At 68.0% G+C, this 16,206-nt stretch carries 15 protein-coding genes; 1 reads left to right on the top strand and 14 read right to left on the bottom strand.

What is annotated here, in order from left to right:
- Positions 1-143: 143 nt before the first annotated feature.
- The 7 genes from thsA to CNO20_RS05410 form a co-directional block, all read right to left on the bottom strand.
- A complete protein-coding gene (gene thsA / locus CNO20_RS05380; RefSeq protein WP_101295126.1) occupies positions 144-1,796 on the bottom strand; it encodes a thermosome subunit alpha in 1,653 nt (550 codons plus the stop codon).
- A 194-nt stretch (positions 1,797-1,990) separates the two neighbouring features.
- Positions 1,991-2,623 carry a hypothetical protein gene (locus CNO20_RS05385; RefSeq protein ID WP_143423148.1) on the bottom strand — a complete coding sequence of 211 codons (633 nt, stop codon included), beginning with the start codon at positions 2,621-2,623 and terminating at the stop codon, positions 1,991-1,993.
- A gap of 160 nt (positions 2,624-2,783) precedes the next feature.
- On the bottom strand, positions 2,784-3,326 hold the full coding sequence (locus CNO20_RS05390; RefSeq protein ID WP_101295128.1) for a KH domain-containing protein: 543 nt from the start codon (positions 3,324-3,326) through the stop codon (positions 2,784-2,786).
- Positions 3,327-3,657: 331 nt separating this feature from the next.
- On the bottom strand, positions 3,658-4,743 hold the full coding sequence (locus CNO20_RS05395; protein WP_101295728.1) for a guanosine monophosphate reductase: 1,086 nt from the start codon (positions 4,741-4,743) through the stop codon (positions 3,658-3,660).
- A gap of 86 nt (positions 4,744-4,829) precedes the next feature.
- A complete protein-coding gene (locus CNO20_RS05400; RefSeq protein ID WP_101295129.1) occupies positions 4,830-5,984 on the bottom strand; it encodes a tryptophan--tRNA ligase in 1,155 nt (384 codons plus the stop codon).
- Between the two features lie 393 nt (positions 5,985-6,377).
- Complete coding sequence (locus tag CNO20_RS24490) at positions 6,378-6,614, bottom strand: DUF7344 domain-containing protein (protein ID WP_449405037.1); 237 nt, start codon at positions 6,612-6,614, stop codon at positions 6,378-6,380.
- A 282-nt stretch (positions 6,615-6,896) separates the two neighbouring features.
- Entirely contained in the window at positions 6,897-7,553 is a 657-nt protein-coding gene (locus CNO20_RS05410) for a helix-turn-helix domain-containing protein (protein WP_101295130.1), read from the bottom strand.
- A 286-nt stretch (positions 7,554-7,839) separates the two neighbouring features.
- Between CNO20_RS05410 and CNO20_RS05415 the strand changes: the two genes are divergently transcribed.
- Positions 7,840-7,995 (top strand): hypothetical protein, encoded by a 156-nt coding sequence (locus CNO20_RS05415; protein WP_199174743.1) that lies wholly within the window; start codon positions 7,840-7,842, stop codon positions 7,993-7,995.
- Positions 7,996-8,045: 50 nt separating this feature from the next.
- Here CNO20_RS05415 and rio1 read toward each other — a convergent pair whose 3' ends face one another.
- The 7 genes from rio1 to rnz form a co-directional block, all read right to left on the bottom strand.
- Entirely contained in the window at positions 8,046-8,909 is an 864-nt protein-coding gene (rio1, locus tag CNO20_RS05420; protein ID WP_101295131.1) for a serine/threonine-protein kinase Rio1, read from the bottom strand.
- Positions 8,910-9,047: 138 nt separating this feature from the next.
- On the bottom strand, positions 9,048-9,332 hold the full coding sequence (eif1A, locus tag CNO20_RS05425; protein ID WP_101295729.1) for a translation initiation factor eIF-1A: 285 nt from the start codon (positions 9,330-9,332) through the stop codon (positions 9,048-9,050).
- Positions 9,333-9,473: 141 nt separating this feature from the next.
- A complete protein-coding gene (locus CNO20_RS05430) occupies positions 9,474-10,463 on the bottom strand; it encodes a tyrosine--tRNA ligase (RefSeq protein ID WP_101295132.1) in 990 nt (329 codons plus the stop codon).
- 391 nt (positions 10,464-10,854) lie between these two features.
- Complete coding sequence (locus CNO20_RS05435; protein WP_101295133.1) at positions 10,855-11,862, bottom strand: AI-2E family transporter; 1,008 nt, start codon at positions 11,860-11,862, stop codon at positions 10,855-10,857.
- Between the two features lie 179 nt (positions 11,863-12,041).
- Positions 12,042-14,015 (bottom strand): DUF460 domain-containing protein, encoded by a 1,974-nt coding sequence (locus CNO20_RS05440; RefSeq protein WP_101295134.1) that lies wholly within the window; start codon positions 14,013-14,015, stop codon positions 12,042-12,044.
- A gap of 85 nt (positions 14,016-14,100) precedes the next feature.
- Positions 14,101-15,015, bottom strand: coding sequence for a PhzF family phenazine biosynthesis protein (locus CNO20_RS05445; RefSeq protein ID WP_101295135.1), 915 nt, complete (start codon positions 15,013-15,015; stop codon positions 14,101-14,103).
- 160 nt (positions 15,016-15,175) lie between these two features.
- Positions 15,176-16,105, bottom strand: coding sequence for a ribonuclease Z (gene rnz / locus CNO20_RS05450; protein ID WP_101295136.1), 930 nt, complete (start codon positions 16,103-16,105; stop codon positions 15,176-15,178).
- Between the last annotated feature and the right edge of the window lie 101 nt (positions 16,106-16,206).

Here is a 16,206-nt window from a genome sequence, read left to right on the forward strand (position 1 = left end):
CGATCGGAGCCGCCGCTCCCCCTCTACTAGCTGCGCGAAAGAAACGGGGATCCGGAGGTTCGAAACGTCGGCCGATCGGCCGACCGATCGCGAGCGGTGCGGAACGGCGGTTTCGGTGGTGAGTGCGGCTCAGAGAGCGGGCTTCACATCGCGCCGCCCATGCCGCCCATACCGCCCATGCCGCCCATACCGCCCATGCCGCCGCCCGGCATGTCGTCGTCCTCGTCGTCGTCGCCGACCTGGCCGCCGGAGAGGTCGCCCGCGGCGATGACGTCGTCGATCCGGAGGATCATGACGGCGGCCTCGGTGGCCGACTCGATGGCCTGCGTCTTCACGCGGAGCGGCTCGACGACGCCCTCGTCTTCCATGTTGATCACGTCGCCCGTGTAGGCGTCGAGGCCGGCGTCGAACTCGCCGCCGTCGTGGCGCGACCGGAGGTCGACCAGCGAGTCGATGGGGTCGAGGCCGGCGTTCTCGGCGAGCGTGCGCGGGATGATCTCGAGCGAGTCGGCGAACGCCTCGACGGCGAGCTGCTCGCGGCCGCCGACGGAGTCGGCGAAGTCGCGGAGTTCGAGGGCGAGCTCCGTCTCGGGAGCGCCGCCGCCGGGGAGGACCTTCCCGTCCTCCAGCGTCGTGCGGACGACGCCGAGGGAGTCCTCGATGGCCCGCTCGACCTCGTCGACGACGTGTTCAGTGCCGCCGCGGAGCACGAGCGTGACGGACTTGGCGTCCTCGACGTCCTCGACGAAGATGCGCTCGTCGCCGCCGATGTCCTTCTGGGCGACGGAGCCGGCGAAGCCGAGGTCGTCCTCCTCGAGGTCGTCGAGGTTGCTGACGACGCGGGCCCCGGTCGAGCGCGCGATGCGCTTCAGGTCGCTGCTCTTGGCCCGGCGGACGGCGAGGATGCCCTCCTTGGCGAGGTAGTGCTGGGCCATGTCGTCGATGCCGTCGCCGACGAAGACCGCGTCCGCGCCGACGTCGACGAGCTTGTCGACCATCTCCTTGAGCTGCTTTTCCTCCTGGTCGAGGAACTGCTGGAGCTGGTCGGGGTCGGTGACGTTGACCTCCGCGTCGATCTCGGTCTCCTTGACCTCGAGCGCGCCGTCGAAGGCGACCACGTTCGCGTCCTCGACCATGTAGGGCATGTTCTCGTCGACGCGCTCCTTGTCGACGATGACGCCCTCGATGAGCTCCGAGTTGTCGATGGAGCCGCCGACGACCTTCTCGACGCTCACGTTCTCCGTGTCGATGCCGTCCTCGTCAGCGACGGCGAGCACGGCGTCGACGACGAGCTCGGCGAGGAGGTCCTTGGCGCTCTCGGCGCCCTTGCCCGTCATCGCCGTCGAGGCGATCTCGACGAGCGTCTCGCGGTCGTCCTCGCCCACGTCGATGGCCTCCTCCTCGAGGATCTCCTTCGCCTTCTCGGCGGCCTGCCGGTACCCCTGCGCGACGGTCGTCGCGTGGATCTCGGATTCGAGGAGTTCCTCGGCCTGGTCGAGCAGTTCGCCCGCGATGACGACCGCCGTCGTGGTCCCGTCGCCGACCTCGTCCTCCTGCGTCTCGGAGACCTCGACGATCATGTTCGCCGCGGGGTGGTCGATGTCCATCTCCTTCAGGATGGTCACGCCGTCGTTCGTGACGACGACCCCGCCCGAGGAGTCGACCAGCATCTTGTCCATGCCTTTCGGACCGAGCGTGGTCCGAACGGCCTCCGCGACCGCTTTGCCGGCCGTGATGTTCATCGACTGCGCGTCCCGCCCGGAGGTCCGCTGGCTGTCCTCCGAGAGTACGATCATGGGCTGGTTACCCATTCGTCGCTGAGCCATAATCACTCCGGGATTGTTTGTGCTTCTATAAAAAATCTTCGCCACCGATCCGTGACAAACCGACGCACGGAATCGGGATGGGGGCCTTCGCGCTCCGTCCCGACGCGTGGACGGGGAGGCGCAGACGGGGAGGGCCTCCCATCCGCTCGGTCGGCGCTGCGACGCTACGCCCGATCGGCCCAGAGCTGCGTTCCGAGCAGCGCGAACGCGAGGCCGACCGGCAGCCCGAGCGCGAGCCAGGTCAGCTCCGCGCTGACCGACGGGCCGACGACCGTTTCGAGGAGCCAGACGCCGCCGAGCGCCACGGGAAGCGAGACGATGAGGAGCCCGGCCGCGAGGCGCGCCGGCACCCGCCCCGTCGCCTGCCTGAGGTCGATCCCGAGCGGAATGCCGCCGATGACGACCGCGAAGTAGCCGAGCGAGACGGCGAGACCGCCCGGCGAGGTCATCGTTCGCTCGCCGGCGACGACCCCCAGGGCCGATCCGGCGGAGAGCGCGATCAGCCCGAGGCCGACGAGCGCCGCGCCGCCGAGGCCGACGGTGCTCGTCCCGTCGATGTACCGGAAGAAGACGCCGTACAGCCCGCCGAGAAGCAGGAGGAAGCTGGCGACCTCCGGCAGCGCGAAGACGACGGACGCCGGAACGAACGGGAACAGGTCCTTGACGATACTTTCGACGAACGGCAGGAGCACGAACAGCGCGCCCCCGGCCGTCGCGGCGATCCCAGCGCGGCGCGCGTGAGCGGAGCGAAGCCCGGTCTGTTGTGCCGTAACTGTCGGTGGTTGGCTGGTTGTCATTGGTGGTTCACTCGTATTCGACTCAATACCGAACCTACGAGTGGGTGGGGCTCATGGGTAATAAGTCATTAAATGTCCGTCGGCGTTGAAAAGCTGATATTTATCGAGAGGTAGACACGGTTCGAATCTCCGAACCGACCGCTTCGGCGGACGGACTCGGCTATCCCGACAGGTGGGGGTCGAACCCCCGCGTGAGTTCGTTGTGCTTGCGTTCGAGGAACGAGTACACCGCGCCGTGCGGCGCGCCGTCGAGGAGCATCCCGACCGCCCGGCGGACGGCCTCGACCTCCTCGGGCTGGCCGATGATGCCGAGCGTGGAGCCGTAGATCACCACGTTCGCGCCCGTGAGCTCCTCCATCAGCTCGCGCGTCCGTCCGTTCTCGCCGATGAGGCGGCCCTTCTGTCGGTGGAGGTCGTTCTTGTTTCTCGTCTGCTCGCCGAGGTCGATGAGGTCGAACATCCGCACGTCGTTTTCGAGCAGAGAGAGGGCGGCTTCCGGCGGGAATCCGCGACCGATCGCCCGGACGATGTCGGGCGCGACGAGCCCTGCAACGGGGTCGCCGACCGAGTCGATGGCGACCGCCCCGGTCTCGGAGTCGATGTCGAGGCGGACTTCGGCCCGGCGCTCGATCTCGCGCATGGTCTCGCCGCCGTCACCGATGAGAACACCGATGCGGTCCTGCGGAACCTTCACGTGTTGCATACGCGTGCTACCGGGCGGAGCCGTTTAAGAGTTTGTCCACGGTCGCGGCGTCCCGTCCCCGGCCTCGACGCCGGAACGCGACGCCGATACGCCCGCTCCGAGTCGATCGCGAACGGTCGAACTACGAGCCGACGCTCGGCCCCCGGCGTCGGCTTGGCGGTTCGCGAACGGTCGCGTTACTCTCAAATATCGATATATTCCTCACAGAGCTACTGTTCGTGTCATTGTCGCTCTTCCGACTATTCTGCCGGCGGAGTCTCTGCGGATCAAACTCGGTTTCGGAGAACGAGCGCACGGCTCGGGGGAGCGACGCGGGACGAAGCAGCGCCGTTCAGTCGGACTTCTCGGCGACGGCCCTGGCGACGGTGTCGACGCCCACGTTCTCCCACGCGTGGTCGTAGTGCGCGCCCTCGCGCTCCTGCGCGCTGGGGGCGACGCGGACGAACTCGGCCTTCTCGCGCGCCTCGGGGATGGTGCGGCCGCCGCAGTAGCTCACCCCCGACTGGATGCCCGCGGCGAACTCCGAGACGACCTCCGCGACCGGCCCCTTGTACGGCGTGAAGCCCTCGACGCCCTCGTCGGCGCGAACCTCGTTTTCCTTGTCGGATCGCTCCTCCGCCGCGGCCGTCGTGGCCATGCCGCGGGAGCGCTTGTAGCGGATTCCGTCGCGCTCTATGACCGCGCCCGGCGACTCCTCGGCCCCGGCGAACAGGCTCCCCATCATCACCGTGTCCGCGCCGGCCATGAGCGCCTTGACGGCGTCGCCGGAGGTGCGGATCCCCCCGTCGGCGATGACGGTGATGTCGAGGTCGCGGGCGGCGCTCGCGCAGTCGTCCACGGCGGTGAGCTGCGGCACCCCCGCGCCCGCCACCTTCCGCGTCGTGCAGTGCGATCCGGGACCGATGCCGACCTTCACGCAGTCCGCGCCGACGCCGTAGAGGTCTTCGACGCCGGCCGGCGTCGCCACGTTGCCGACGACCAGCTCGACCGCCGGGAACTCCGCCCGGATGTGCTCAACGGCGTCGAGACACTTTTCGAGGTGCCCGTGCGCGACGTCCACCACGACCGCGTCGACGCCGGCGTCGACGACGGCCTCGGTGCGGTCGAGGTAGTCCTCGTTGATGCCGACGGCCGCCCCGACGCGCTCGCCCGCGTCCTTCACGGCGCGGACCTCGGCGGCCTGTTCTTCGATCGTCAGGAACCGATGGATCGTTCCGAAGCCGCCGACGCGCGAGAGCGCGATCGCGAGCTCGGCTTCCGTCACCGTGTCCATCGGGGCGCTCAAGAGCGGGGTGTCGAGCCGGATGCTCGGGGTGAGGTCGGTCGACAGGTCGACGTCGCTCCGGCTGTCGACCGGCGATCGCTGCGGGACCAACAGGACGTCGCCGTACGAGAGGCCGATTCTGAGGTTGTCCATACCGCCGAACATCTAGTCGGTCCCGTCTGTTAACGCCACCGGTTCCCTTCGCGCGGTGAGAACGCCGCCTTCGCCGGCGTCGCGGATCAGAACACGTCCGGCCGAAGCCGCCCGCGCTCCTCCTCGGTCAGCCGGTACGGCGCGACCGCCTCGCTCACGTCCCCGTCCGGCCGCCGCGACTGGTGCGTCGCCAGGAAATCCGCGATCCGCTCCGCCGCGTACTCTTTGAGCTCCCCCGTCAACAGCTCCCCGTCGCGGTACTCCCGGGCGAGCCGTTCGACGGTCGCGTCGTCCTCCTCGAAGAAGTAAAACAGGAGCTGATAGGCGACGTCCACGTCCGGGTCGCCGCCCTTCTCGCGGTGCTCCTCGACGTCGGCGCGGCCGCCGGAGTAGGCGTACTTCATCACCTTCTCGCGGACCGCCTCCCGGTCGTCCGTGAGGAGGACGCTTGGCTCCTCGTCGGACGTGCTCATCTTCCCGCCGCCGCCGCCCAGCCGCGGGAGGAACTTCGACAGCAGCGCGCCGGGCTTCTCCACGTCGTGCCGACGCTTGCCCGCGATGTCCCGCGCCAGGCGGACGTGCGGATCCTGGTCGACGGCGATGGGGACGGTCGTCGGGTGGCGGCCGTGGACGAGCTGCGGCAGGAGGAGGTGCGTCGCCTGGATCGCCGGGTAGAAGGACAGCCCGACGTTCGGCGGCTCGCCGTAGGTCGCCTCGACGGTCGCGGGGGTGACGTCCTTCGCGAACTCGGCGGCGAGCGGGTAGATCACGTCCGCGTCCGCGGTGTCGACGACGATGCGCGTCCGCTCCGGGTCGAAGCCGACCGCGAGCAGGTCGCGGACGTTGTCGCGCGTGGCCTCGCGTATCTCGTCGAAGGTGAGGTCCTTGGCGAAGTACTTCTCGTCGTCCGACAGCGGCACGTACACGTACGCGCCCGTCTCCTCCTGGAGCCACTTCGCGAAGTAGAAGGGGAGGATGTGGCCGAGGTGCATCGGGCCGGAGGGGCCGCGACCGGTCACGACGGAGGCCGTCCCCCCCTCGTTCGCGGCCTCGGTGAACCGGTCCACGTCGCGGCCGGCGTAGAACACCCGCCGGCGGAGCAGCGGGTGCGGCGGCTGCGGGAACCGCGAGAGCTGTTCGTCGGTCAGCGCGTCCGCGCCGAAGCGGTCGAGCAGGCGGTCGTAGTCGACCTCGCCCTCGACCGCGTACGGCGTGACGGTGAAATCCTGCGCGTGATTCATGTCGGTGGTTCGTGTCGGTGATTCGCGCCGACAGTTCGTGCCGGCGTCGCTCGGAAACGGTGCGAAGCGCGGAAGAACGGAGTGAGCGCCCGGACCGGCCGCGCAGGGTTACGCCGCGACGCGGTCGTCCGCGGGACTGTCCGCTCCCGGGAGCAGCTCCCGCCAGCGCCACGGCGTACCGGGTGCGGACATAGTCAGCCGGATCTACTCGGCTGACGGATATGAGAATTTCGCCGGCCGCGCCGCGAGAGCGGACTGTGAAAACTCGACCCGGCTCCCCGGCGGACCCGTCGCGATCTCGTCCGGTCCGCAGTGCGTCGACGGATGGACGTCGACGCCCATCGACCGTAGGCTGATCGCCCGGGACGCTCCGAGCCGTTCCCGCACGATCACTTAGTTTTCCGACTCCCTACCTATCTCTCTGTGCCTCGCGTGTTCCACCCACTCTTCGACCACCGGCCTACTCACGTATCGAACCATCCCGCTACGGCTGTCGTATTCGACCACTCCGGCGGCGGCGAGTTTCGGCAGATCTCGTTGTAGGAGCGTCGGAGTCGTCCGCTCGACTCGCGAGTCCGTCGTCGAACCCGCCGGCGTCTCCGCGCAGAACCCGCTCTTCGAGCTCGTCAAACGACACTGCGCCGTCCTTCGACATCAGGTAGTACAGGAGACGCCGCCGCCGGCGCTTCGACAGCAGTTCGAAGACGCTATCGAGTAGTGCGGCGGTGCTATTCCCGTCGTTTCCCATGCTTCCGTCCCCGTGCCGTCTCGGCATCTCTCCTCCCTGGTCCCTCCGTGCGGTATTTCTCCATCTACGGGAGTCAGTGTGCCCATCGGCCAATGAGAGTTCGCTATGGTGTACCATGCTCCTCCCGCGGTTAGCGCCGAGAAATACCCGAAACGGGGCTGCGTTCACTCGTCGGAATCGCCTGTCAGAAGCGTGTTCGTTACCAGCGACGTGATCGCACGCCGCAACCGCTCAGTTACCGCCTGGTTGGAGATGTCGAGCTCGTCGGCTATCTCGACCGTCGTGCTTCGGCGCGGGATATCGTAGTAGCCGCGTCGGACAGCGAGTAGCAGGGCCTCGCGCTGGCGCGCTGTGAGCCCGTAGCCCGATACGGTCCCCGGCTTGCTCGGGTTGTACACGCGAAGCACGTCCAGCTCGATCCCCGTCGCATAACAGTGTTCTTGGAAGTCGGAGAGCGATTTGTGATCCGGAAAGCGTACTTCGAACGCCCACGACTCCCCTTCGCCTTTCGCGCTCAGTATCTGCGCTTTCTGGGCGGCGATTCCTCCGAACAGATCGTCGCGTTCGATCGACCATTCGAGCGCGAACAGGGTCCGGTCCTGGAAAACGTCCACTTCTTTGAGATTCTGGACTGACTGATGGTTTCGCGTCCGCTCTTCGAACGAGCGGCGGTCCGCGTTGTACACCCAGATAAACGGCACCGCCGTCCCGCCGACCGGTACCATCGTCTCGAGGTCGATCGTCGTTTCGCCTCCCATCTTCAGCATCCGGCCTAGCTCGAATGAGCCGGCCGGAATCCGAAACTCGACAATGACGCTCATCCACTCGTACCCTGATAGACCATGCTGCGGGATAGTGGGGGTGCCTGGTAGACCATGGCCGCTCGACGGATCGAGGGATCGGTGCGAACGTGTCGAAGTTGTAGAGCTGCGAGCGCGGGTGCGAGGGGACGACTTATCCCTCCCCGTCGATTAGATCAGGCTGAGAATGCAAGCCTAGTGTTGCGAGGATTCCATCGTATCCCGTGGGTAGCGGAACTCCTTGCGTGCCTTTCGGTTCCTTCGCATCATTGATCCCGTATTTCTCCACGCGAACGGAGCTTCAAAAATGGTACCTACAACGCCTTCGGACGACGCTATCACCACCGCGGAACAGTTCAACGCTCGACTCGGGCTGCTCGTTCGAGAGGCGTACGACAACGATATCTCCGTCGAGGGGGGTGGGAGTGTCGCAATGACGGCGAACACCCCGACTGGGACGTGACGATCCTCGTGGTCGAAAAACCGCCGGACACCGACGAGTCGTAGCTCCGCTCAGCTCGACAGATCCGGCTCCGCCTCGGTCACGTAGTCGTACAAGTCGTCTCCGTCGACGGCGATACCCTGTCTCGAAAAGAAGTTCGAAACGTTCGTACAGTCGCGGCGGAGGAACTCGTCGGCGTTCGGGTGGTGGACCGTGACCGCCTGCCCGAGATCGATGACGAAGAGCTCCCCGTCGTGGACGATCAGGTTGTACTCCGAGAGGTCGCCGTGGACGAGGCCGGCGCCGTAGAGGCGGCGCATGTACTCTCGGACGACCTCGTAGGCGGTTTCGGGGTTTTCGACGCGGACCTCCGCCAGGCGGCGGGCGCGGTCGTCGACCTGGCCGACGAGCTCCATCACGAGAACGTTGCGCTCGACGGCGATCGGTTCCGGCACGCGCACGCCCGCCTTCTCGGCGCGTTCGAGGTTGGCGAACTCCTTTCGGGTCCACGCGAGGACGACCTTCTTCTTGTCGTTTCCGATGCCGCGGAATCGCGGATCCCCTTCGAGGTAGTCGCTCATGTGCCGGAAGTTCGAGGCGTTGATCCGGTAGACCTTGACCGCCACGTCGCGTTCCTCGGCCCCGAGCGCCTCGTAGACGTTCGCCTCCTTGCCCGTCGAGATCGGGCCGCCGAACGCCTCGACGTGGCCGTCCTGGACGAGCTTGTAGAGCGCGGCGAAGGTGGCGTCGTCGAAGACCGACTGCTCGACCTTGAACTGGTCGGCGTCCTTGATGCGCTTTCTGAACTCGTCGAACTCCCTGTCTCGGCGGCGCGCGATGCGGTCGGCCTCGGTGTCGGAGACGTCGATCTCCTCCCACTCGTCGCCGAAGCCCTCGCCCGCTTCGGGTTCGAGCAGGCCGAACTCGTCGCTCATTCGCCTCCCCCTACGGACGCCGGCGCCAAAAGCCTCACAGGTGACGGCGCGACTGCTCTCCCGCGAGCCGGACGGCGGCCGCTCACGGGCCGCGACGAGTCGGTTCGGCGTACTGGTGCCGTCACAGAAATCGAGGCGTTACTGGATGTGTCCTTCGCGGCGGAGCTGGTCCGCGTCAGCCTTCTCGTAGCGCCAGGTGATGTCGGCCTTCTCGTCCTGCCAGTCCCACGGCTCCACGAGGACGACGTCCCCCTCGCGGATCCAGATCCGCTTCTGCATTCGACCCGGGATCCGGGCGGTTCGCTCCTTGCCGTCCGCACAGCGCACTTTCACGCGGTTCGCGCCGAGCATGTTCGTCACCGTCGCGAACACCTCGTCGTCGTCGGGCATTCGGAGGTCGCGTCTGCCTTCGTTCTCGCTCATGTGCGAGAGGTTCGGTCCCGCGACGTAAAACATTTTATAGGGGTGGGCGGTCGGATCAGGGCGCTCGGAGTCCGGTCAGTCTCGTTCGGATCGAAGGGACGTCCCGATCGAAAGTCCACCCCCCTCCGACCGAGATTCGTCTCACTCCGATCGAATCATCTCTCGACCCGGTGCGATGAGCTCGTCCAGGTACGCCGCGAGCGCCCCCTTCGCGTCCGCCGGGTGGAGCTCGCCCGATTCGAGGTCGGCCGCGAGCGACTCGTAGTCGTCGTAGGTCAGGTCGCCGCCGTACTTCTCGGGGCGCTCGACCACGACCGCCTCGAAGCGCGGGAAGACGTGGTACTCGAATATCTGGAGCACCGGGTTCTCGCGCTCGTTGCCATCGTCGTCGGGCTCGGGATCGCGGGTCGGCGGACAGTACGCCCTGTTCACCTTCTCGCGGATGTCCGCCGTCGAGTCCTCCATCGAGATCGTGACGCCGGCGCTGGAGGACATCTTGCCGACGCCCGTCGAGAGGTCGGCGATGAGCGGCGTGTGCAGGCACGTCGGCGCCTCCTCGCCGATGCTCGGGAGGGTGTCCCGCGCGAGCATGTGGACCTTCCGCTGCTCCATCCCGCCCACGGCGAGGTCAACGTCGAGGTAGACGATGTCGAGCGCCTGCATGAGCGGGTACACCGCCTGCGACACCTTCGCCGTCTCGCCGCTTTTGATCTCGGCCATCGCGCGCTCGGCCCGCGCCATCGACGTTTCGAGTTCCAGCGCGTGCAGGTCGAGCACGTATTCGCGGTCGAACTGGAACTCCGAGCCGAGGACGAACTCCGTCCTCTCCTCGTCGAGACCGTAGGCGACGAACTGCTCTCTCATCCGGTCGGCAGTCTCGCGGATCTCCTCGAACGTCCCCTTGTCGTTGAGGTAGGCGTGCACGTCCGCGAGCAGCACGGTCACCTCGAAGCCCGCCTCTTGGAGGTCGATGAGCTTCGTCGCCGTGAGCATGTGGCCGATGTGGAGGACGCCCGAGGGCTCGTAGCCCACGTACGCCCGCTTGCCTTCCGGCTGTTCGGCTAGCGCGCGCACCTCGTCTTCCGTGACCACCTCGGAGACGTTCCGGGTGATCCGCTCGTAGGCGTCCATACGAGAGTGCACTGTGGGGTGCGGGATATGACTTCTGAAAACGCGCCACGCGATCGGTGGTTCATGCTCACGAGGGCGGCAGGAGTCCCGGACCGACGGCGAGCGGATCGGCGTCGGGAGGCTGGCGGACATCGCGTGTCAGCGCGAGTTTCGGGATCGCTCGCTCTCGTCTCCGAGCGTTCAAATACGATGACGGGCCCACCGACGCTCGTGGAGGAGTGAGTCGCCGCGAAGCGAGTCGAGGCGGGTGCGCGGCACGCCGCTTCGCGGACGCCTGTGCCGCCTGTTCGCCCCCCTTTCCCCCGTTCTGGATTCGCCCGGTGCGGTCCGGACCTGCTCAGTCGCTGCTACCCGGCCGATTCTCCGGTCGACGTTGCCGGCCGCCTCCCCGTCACGGTCGCTCTAACACCTCGTAGTGGTCGTCGAACACCTCGATCGTCGATTTGAACAGGCCGAGCAGGATCGGGGCGAAGAAGAGCCCCATCGGACCGAGCACGTACACGCCGCCGAACACGCCGACGAGGATGACCGCCGAGTGGATCGTCGAGCCGCGGTCGATCAGGATCGCTCGGAGGTAGTCGTCGATGAGCGCGACGATGGTGGCCCCGTAGAGGGCGAGGAGCGCGGCCGCCACGACGCGGTTGAGCACGAAGAGGTAGACGACGGCCGGGCCGAGTACGGCCCCCACGCCGACGATCGGCAGCAGCGCGAGGAAGGTCATGACGAGCGTCCAAAAGCCAGCGTTCGGAATCCCGACGGCGAAGAGCCCTACGCCCGCGACGATCGCCTGCACGATCGCGACGAACACGTGTCCCTTGATCACCGCCCACGTCATCCGTTCGGCTCTCGCGTGCAGATCCTCCTGTACGGGCCGCGGAAGCGGCGTCGCGTACTTCGTCCACGACACCAGCTGTTCTCCGTCCTTGAGCAGGTAGTACAGCACGAAAATGAGGAGCAGTACGCCGAACAGCGCGTGCAGTCCGGCGCCGGCGATAGTCGAACCCTCGTTGGCCAGCACGTCCGAGGCCTGGTCGATCGCCGCGTTCGCCCACGCTCCGAGCGACACCTCGATCCCGAGCACCCCCTCCAGGGTCCGTTCCGTCCGACGGACGATCGGGGCGCGGCCGAACGCGTCGGGCGCCCGCGGTGTCGCGTTCAGGGCGGCGTTCAAAAACGCGGCCAGCGGCGCGACCAGCGCCAGCATCGAAAACGCGACCAATCCGCCGGCCGAGAGCCGCTCCCCGACGGCGGGCGCCAGCCGACGGTGCAGCGGATACAGCACGAACGCCAGGAGCGCGGCTGCGAGGAGGTACGTGAGAAACGGGCGGAGCACGAGGGCGGATCCGAGCGTCAGGACCGCCACGAGGACGGCCGCGAACGCGACCCGGACGTTCGTCATCGCGACCGTCGCGCCGTCCCCCGGCCGTCGCTCGGACCGACGACCCGCGCGGCTTCGATGCGTCTGTCGGTGCGGGCGGAACCGATTGCCGGCGGCGCGCGTGACATCCCACCGTGTCCGTTCTCCCCGGCGTCTGATGGCTCTTTGGGCGTCGACGCAACCGACGCTCGGGGAAGCGATCAGTCGCTCCGACCCTCGCCCGCGCGGTGCTCGGAGATGATCTGGTCGACCATGTCGACCTTCTGTTCCCGGCGGCGCTCCCTCGCGCGCGTCTCCCAGTCGTCGATGACGCCTTCGATTTCGCGCTCGCGGGCGACCGCGAGTTCGTCGACCTCCTGGATCGTCACGTCGGCGGCGGGGCCGACCGGAACCTCTCGTTCGAACAGCACCTCGTCGGCGACGTCCGACAGCCCGCCGTCGCGGAGCACGACCCGCGGCTCCGTCTCGGCGAGCAGTTCGGCCGTGCTCCGGCCCGCACCGCTGGCGTCCCGGAGGTACACGACGTCGCCGGGAGCGAGGCCGTAGTTCTCGTCCGCGCGCTCGATCGCGCCCCTGGTGAACTGATCTATCACCTTGACCGGCACGAGCCCGCGTCCTTCGGCCACGTCCGAGAAATTGGAGTGATCGAGCTTCCAGAGGGTTTTCAGGCGCGCGAGCTTGCTCTCCAGCTCGTCGACGCGCTCGCGTTCGGCGTCGAGTTCACGCTTCAGCCGCCCGTTCTCGCGTTCGAGGCGGTTCACCTCGCGCCGCTCTCGCGCCTTCCGTCGCTCCTCGCGCCGGGCGTCCGACAGTTCGCGTTTGTACTCCTCGATGCGCTCGTCCTTCTCGCGGAGCGTCTCCTTCAGGTCCTCGACGTGGCCTTCGAGCCGATCGACCTGCGTTTCGAGCCGGCGGACGCGCTTTTCCTCCTCGGTGAGCTCCCGCGGGCCGTGTTCTTCGGACTCCTCCTCCGGCTCGTCGTCTTCGGCGAGGTCCGAAAGCACCGCTTCGACCGACTCGCCGCCGGCGACGACGCGGGCGATGACCTCCTCGCGGTCGAACTGCGGCGGCACCTTCCGGCCGATGCGCTCGAACTGGTCCTCGTGGGCGTCGTACGCGAACAGCGCGGCCGCCATGGCGTCCCGCTCGTGGTCGTTGTCGTACTCCGCGTTCCGGGTGCGGTGGAGCTTCTCGTCGACCAGGAGGTCGGAGGTCGGCTCCCACCCGGCGGCGTCGAAGCTGCGGCGGAACTTCTCGACCGTCTCGGGCATCGGGGTGACGTCGGCGGCGACGACGATCGGCCGCCCGCGCTCTATGAGCCACTCGATCACGCCGGCCGTGTCCGCCGTCCGCGAGGAGTACATGTCGAGGACCGTCCCTTCGAGATCCACGACGGCCGCGGCGGTCGTCGTGCCGGGATCGATGCCGACGAGGACGTGGTCGCGACGCTTCGCGAGCGGCTCGAACTCGATCCCGTCGCGTCGGACCGGCTCGATCTCGATCCGCGTGTCCCCCGACCGGCGGGACGACACCGGGATGTCGCCGGGCCTCGCTCTGACCGTGAACGTCGCGTTCGCGTAGCCGCCGTACTTCTCGGTCACGTCGCGCTCGTACTCCAGCCCCGCCTCCTTCAGCTTCGACTCCACCTTCCGCGCCGCGTTCCTGACGTTGCCGTGGATGCGGCGGGTGTACCGGTCCTGGCTCCAGCCGCCCTTGCCCGTCGAACGGCCGCGGGAGACTTTCACCGTCGTCGTGTTCGTGAAGGCGGCTACCTCGTAGCCGACGTTCGCGGCCGCGAGTCTCGCGGCGGCCTCGGCCTCCTTCATCGGGTTCTTTCCGTAGGGGACGCCGTGGCGCGAGGCGACGCGCGAGAGCGGCTCCGGCCGCTCCGCTCCCGTCACCTGCACCAGCTTCGTTTCCTCGGGGAGCGAGCGGAGAAAGCGCACGAGGGACTCTTTGTCCTCCGCGAGCTCGTACATGTTGTCCGTCGCGACGATGGCCGGCTTCTCTCGCGATACGAGGCGTCGCAGCTTTCGAAAGGAGACGACGTCGCGGTCGATGTGCTCGCCGTCGAACGCAACGAGAGCGTAGGAGGGAGCGTCGCCCCGGATGTCACCGCTCTGAACGTCGACGCCGAACACCAGCGAATCGAGCGCACTCGTCCGGGCGTTCACGGCCCCGCGTAGGACGGCGCCGAATAAATACCCCACGGCGGCGACCCGCGCGCTCGCCGCCTCCTCGTGCGTTCATCGAACCGGATCAGAGCAGTTGTCCCCTGGCGATGGGGACGACGCTCCCTCCGACGTCGACGGTGATCTCCTCGCCTCGCTTTTCGGCTCGCAGGTGCAGGAGCGACGGCCGGCCCATCTCGTACCCCTGTTCCACCCGCGCGTCCACCGGTTCGTCGCCGAAGTACCCGTGCTCGGCGAGGTACGCCGCGAGACAGCCGTTCGACGATCCGGTCGCGGGATCCTCGGCGATGCCGAGGCCGGGGGCGAACATGCGAGCGGCGAGATCGTTGTCGCCGCTCCGGGGCTCCGGGCAGAACACGAGGACGTTCTTCGCGCCGGTCCGCTCGACGAACGCGTCGTACGCCTGCCGGTTCGCCTCTGCCCGCGTCAGCGCGCTGCGGTCCGAGAGCGGGACGACGAGCGTCGGTAGCCCCGTCGAGACGACCTGCGGCCGCCACGCGCCGTCGAGCGCGCCGGGCGAGAGCGAGACGATCTCGGCGACGGTCTCGTCGTCGAACGCCTCCCCGAACGTCGGCGGGCGCTGCGTCATCCAAAGCGTCTCCCGCCCGTCCGTCTCCTCGATCCGGACCGGGATCTGCCCGACCGGCAGGTTGAGGACGATCTCGCCGTCCGGCTCGTCGTCGGAGCCCCCGGTGCCGGTCGCCGCGCCGTCGATCAGGCCCCGGAGGACCGACGCGGTCCCGAGCGTCGGGTGACCCGCGAAGGGGATCTCGGCCTGCGGCGTGAAGATGCGGACGTCGTAGCCTCCCTCGTCGGGCTCCGTGGACTCGACGAACGTCGTCTCGGAGTAGCTCATCTCGGCGGCGATCGCCTGCATCTCGTCGTCGGAGAGGTCGGCGCCGCCTTCGACGACGGCGAGCGGATTCCCGGCGTACTTCCGCTCCGCGAAGACATCGACGATGTGGAACGTGGTAGTCGGCATGATCGGGGCGTGTTCCTCACCACAGAAGGGCAGCCTCGGGGTTAAAGTCTTCCTCGGTGGCCTTCGATTCCCCCTCGCGACCGTCGATTCCACCGCGGCCGACTCGACTGGGCTCGGTCTCCGAAGTCCCTCCCCGGATTCGATCCGTGGTGGCGCTTCGCTACTCCGCGTCCGGGTACGGGATTTCGACCTTCTGGCCGTCGGCGGCGACGAACGACTCGCCGTCGAACGCCTCCGCGACCTCCCGGGCCAGCGGCGAGGGGTCGCCGGCGTACCGCGAGGAGACGTGCGTCAGCGCGAGGCGCTTCGCGTTCACCCGCGAGGCGATCTCCCCGGCCTCCCGCGCCGTCGAGTGGGCGGTCTGTCTGGCCCGCCCGGCGTTGTCGCTGGCGAACGTCCCGTCGTGGACGAGCAGGTCGGCGTCCTCGGCGATCTCGACGGTCGCGTCCGTCGGCCGGGTGTCGCCGGTGTAGACGAACTTCCGGCCGGGCCGCGGCTCGCCGACGACCTGTTCGGGTCGAACGACGCGGCCGTCCTCCAGTTCGACCGGCTCGCCCTCGTGGAGCGTTCCGAACTTCGGGCCGACCGGGACTCCCAGCTCCTCCGCCTTCTCCCGGTCGAACCGGCCGGGGCGTTCGTCCTCGATCAGGGCGTAGCCCACGGAGCGGGTGCGGTGTTCCGTCCGGAAGGTCCGCACCTCGCAGTCGTCCCCCCGAAGCGCGGTCGATCCGGGCCGGACCTCGTGAACGCGGACCGCGTACCCCGGCTGGTAGCCGCCGGCGTGGACGAGCCCCTCGACGTGCTTTCGGGTGCCGGCCGGGGCGTGGATGGCGAGCGGCTCCTCGCGGTCGTTGAAGTCCCAGCTCTGGATCAGCCCGGGGATCCCGAGGATGTGGTCGCCGTGCAGGTGCGTGACGAAGATGTGCGAGACGGCGAAGCCGGTGCCGAAGCGCATCATCTGCCGCTGGGTGCCCTCGCCGCAGTCGAAGAGGAGGCGCTGCCCCTCGCGGTTGACGAGGATCGCGCTCGGGGCCCGCTCCGTCGTCGGGACCGCCCCACTGGTTCCGAGAAACGTCACGCGCATCGACATACCCCGCTCTCGGGGGCGACGGACTAAACGCGTGTCGGAACGCGCCGCCGTCGCGTCTCCGAGCCGCCAACCGACCGATTCTTACCCCGGCGTCGACTACC

Source organism: Halegenticoccus soli, from assembly GCF_002844195.1.
GTDB classification, from domain to species: domain Archaea; phylum Halobacteriota; class Halobacteria; order Halobacteriales; family Haloferacaceae; genus Halegenticoccus; species Halegenticoccus soli.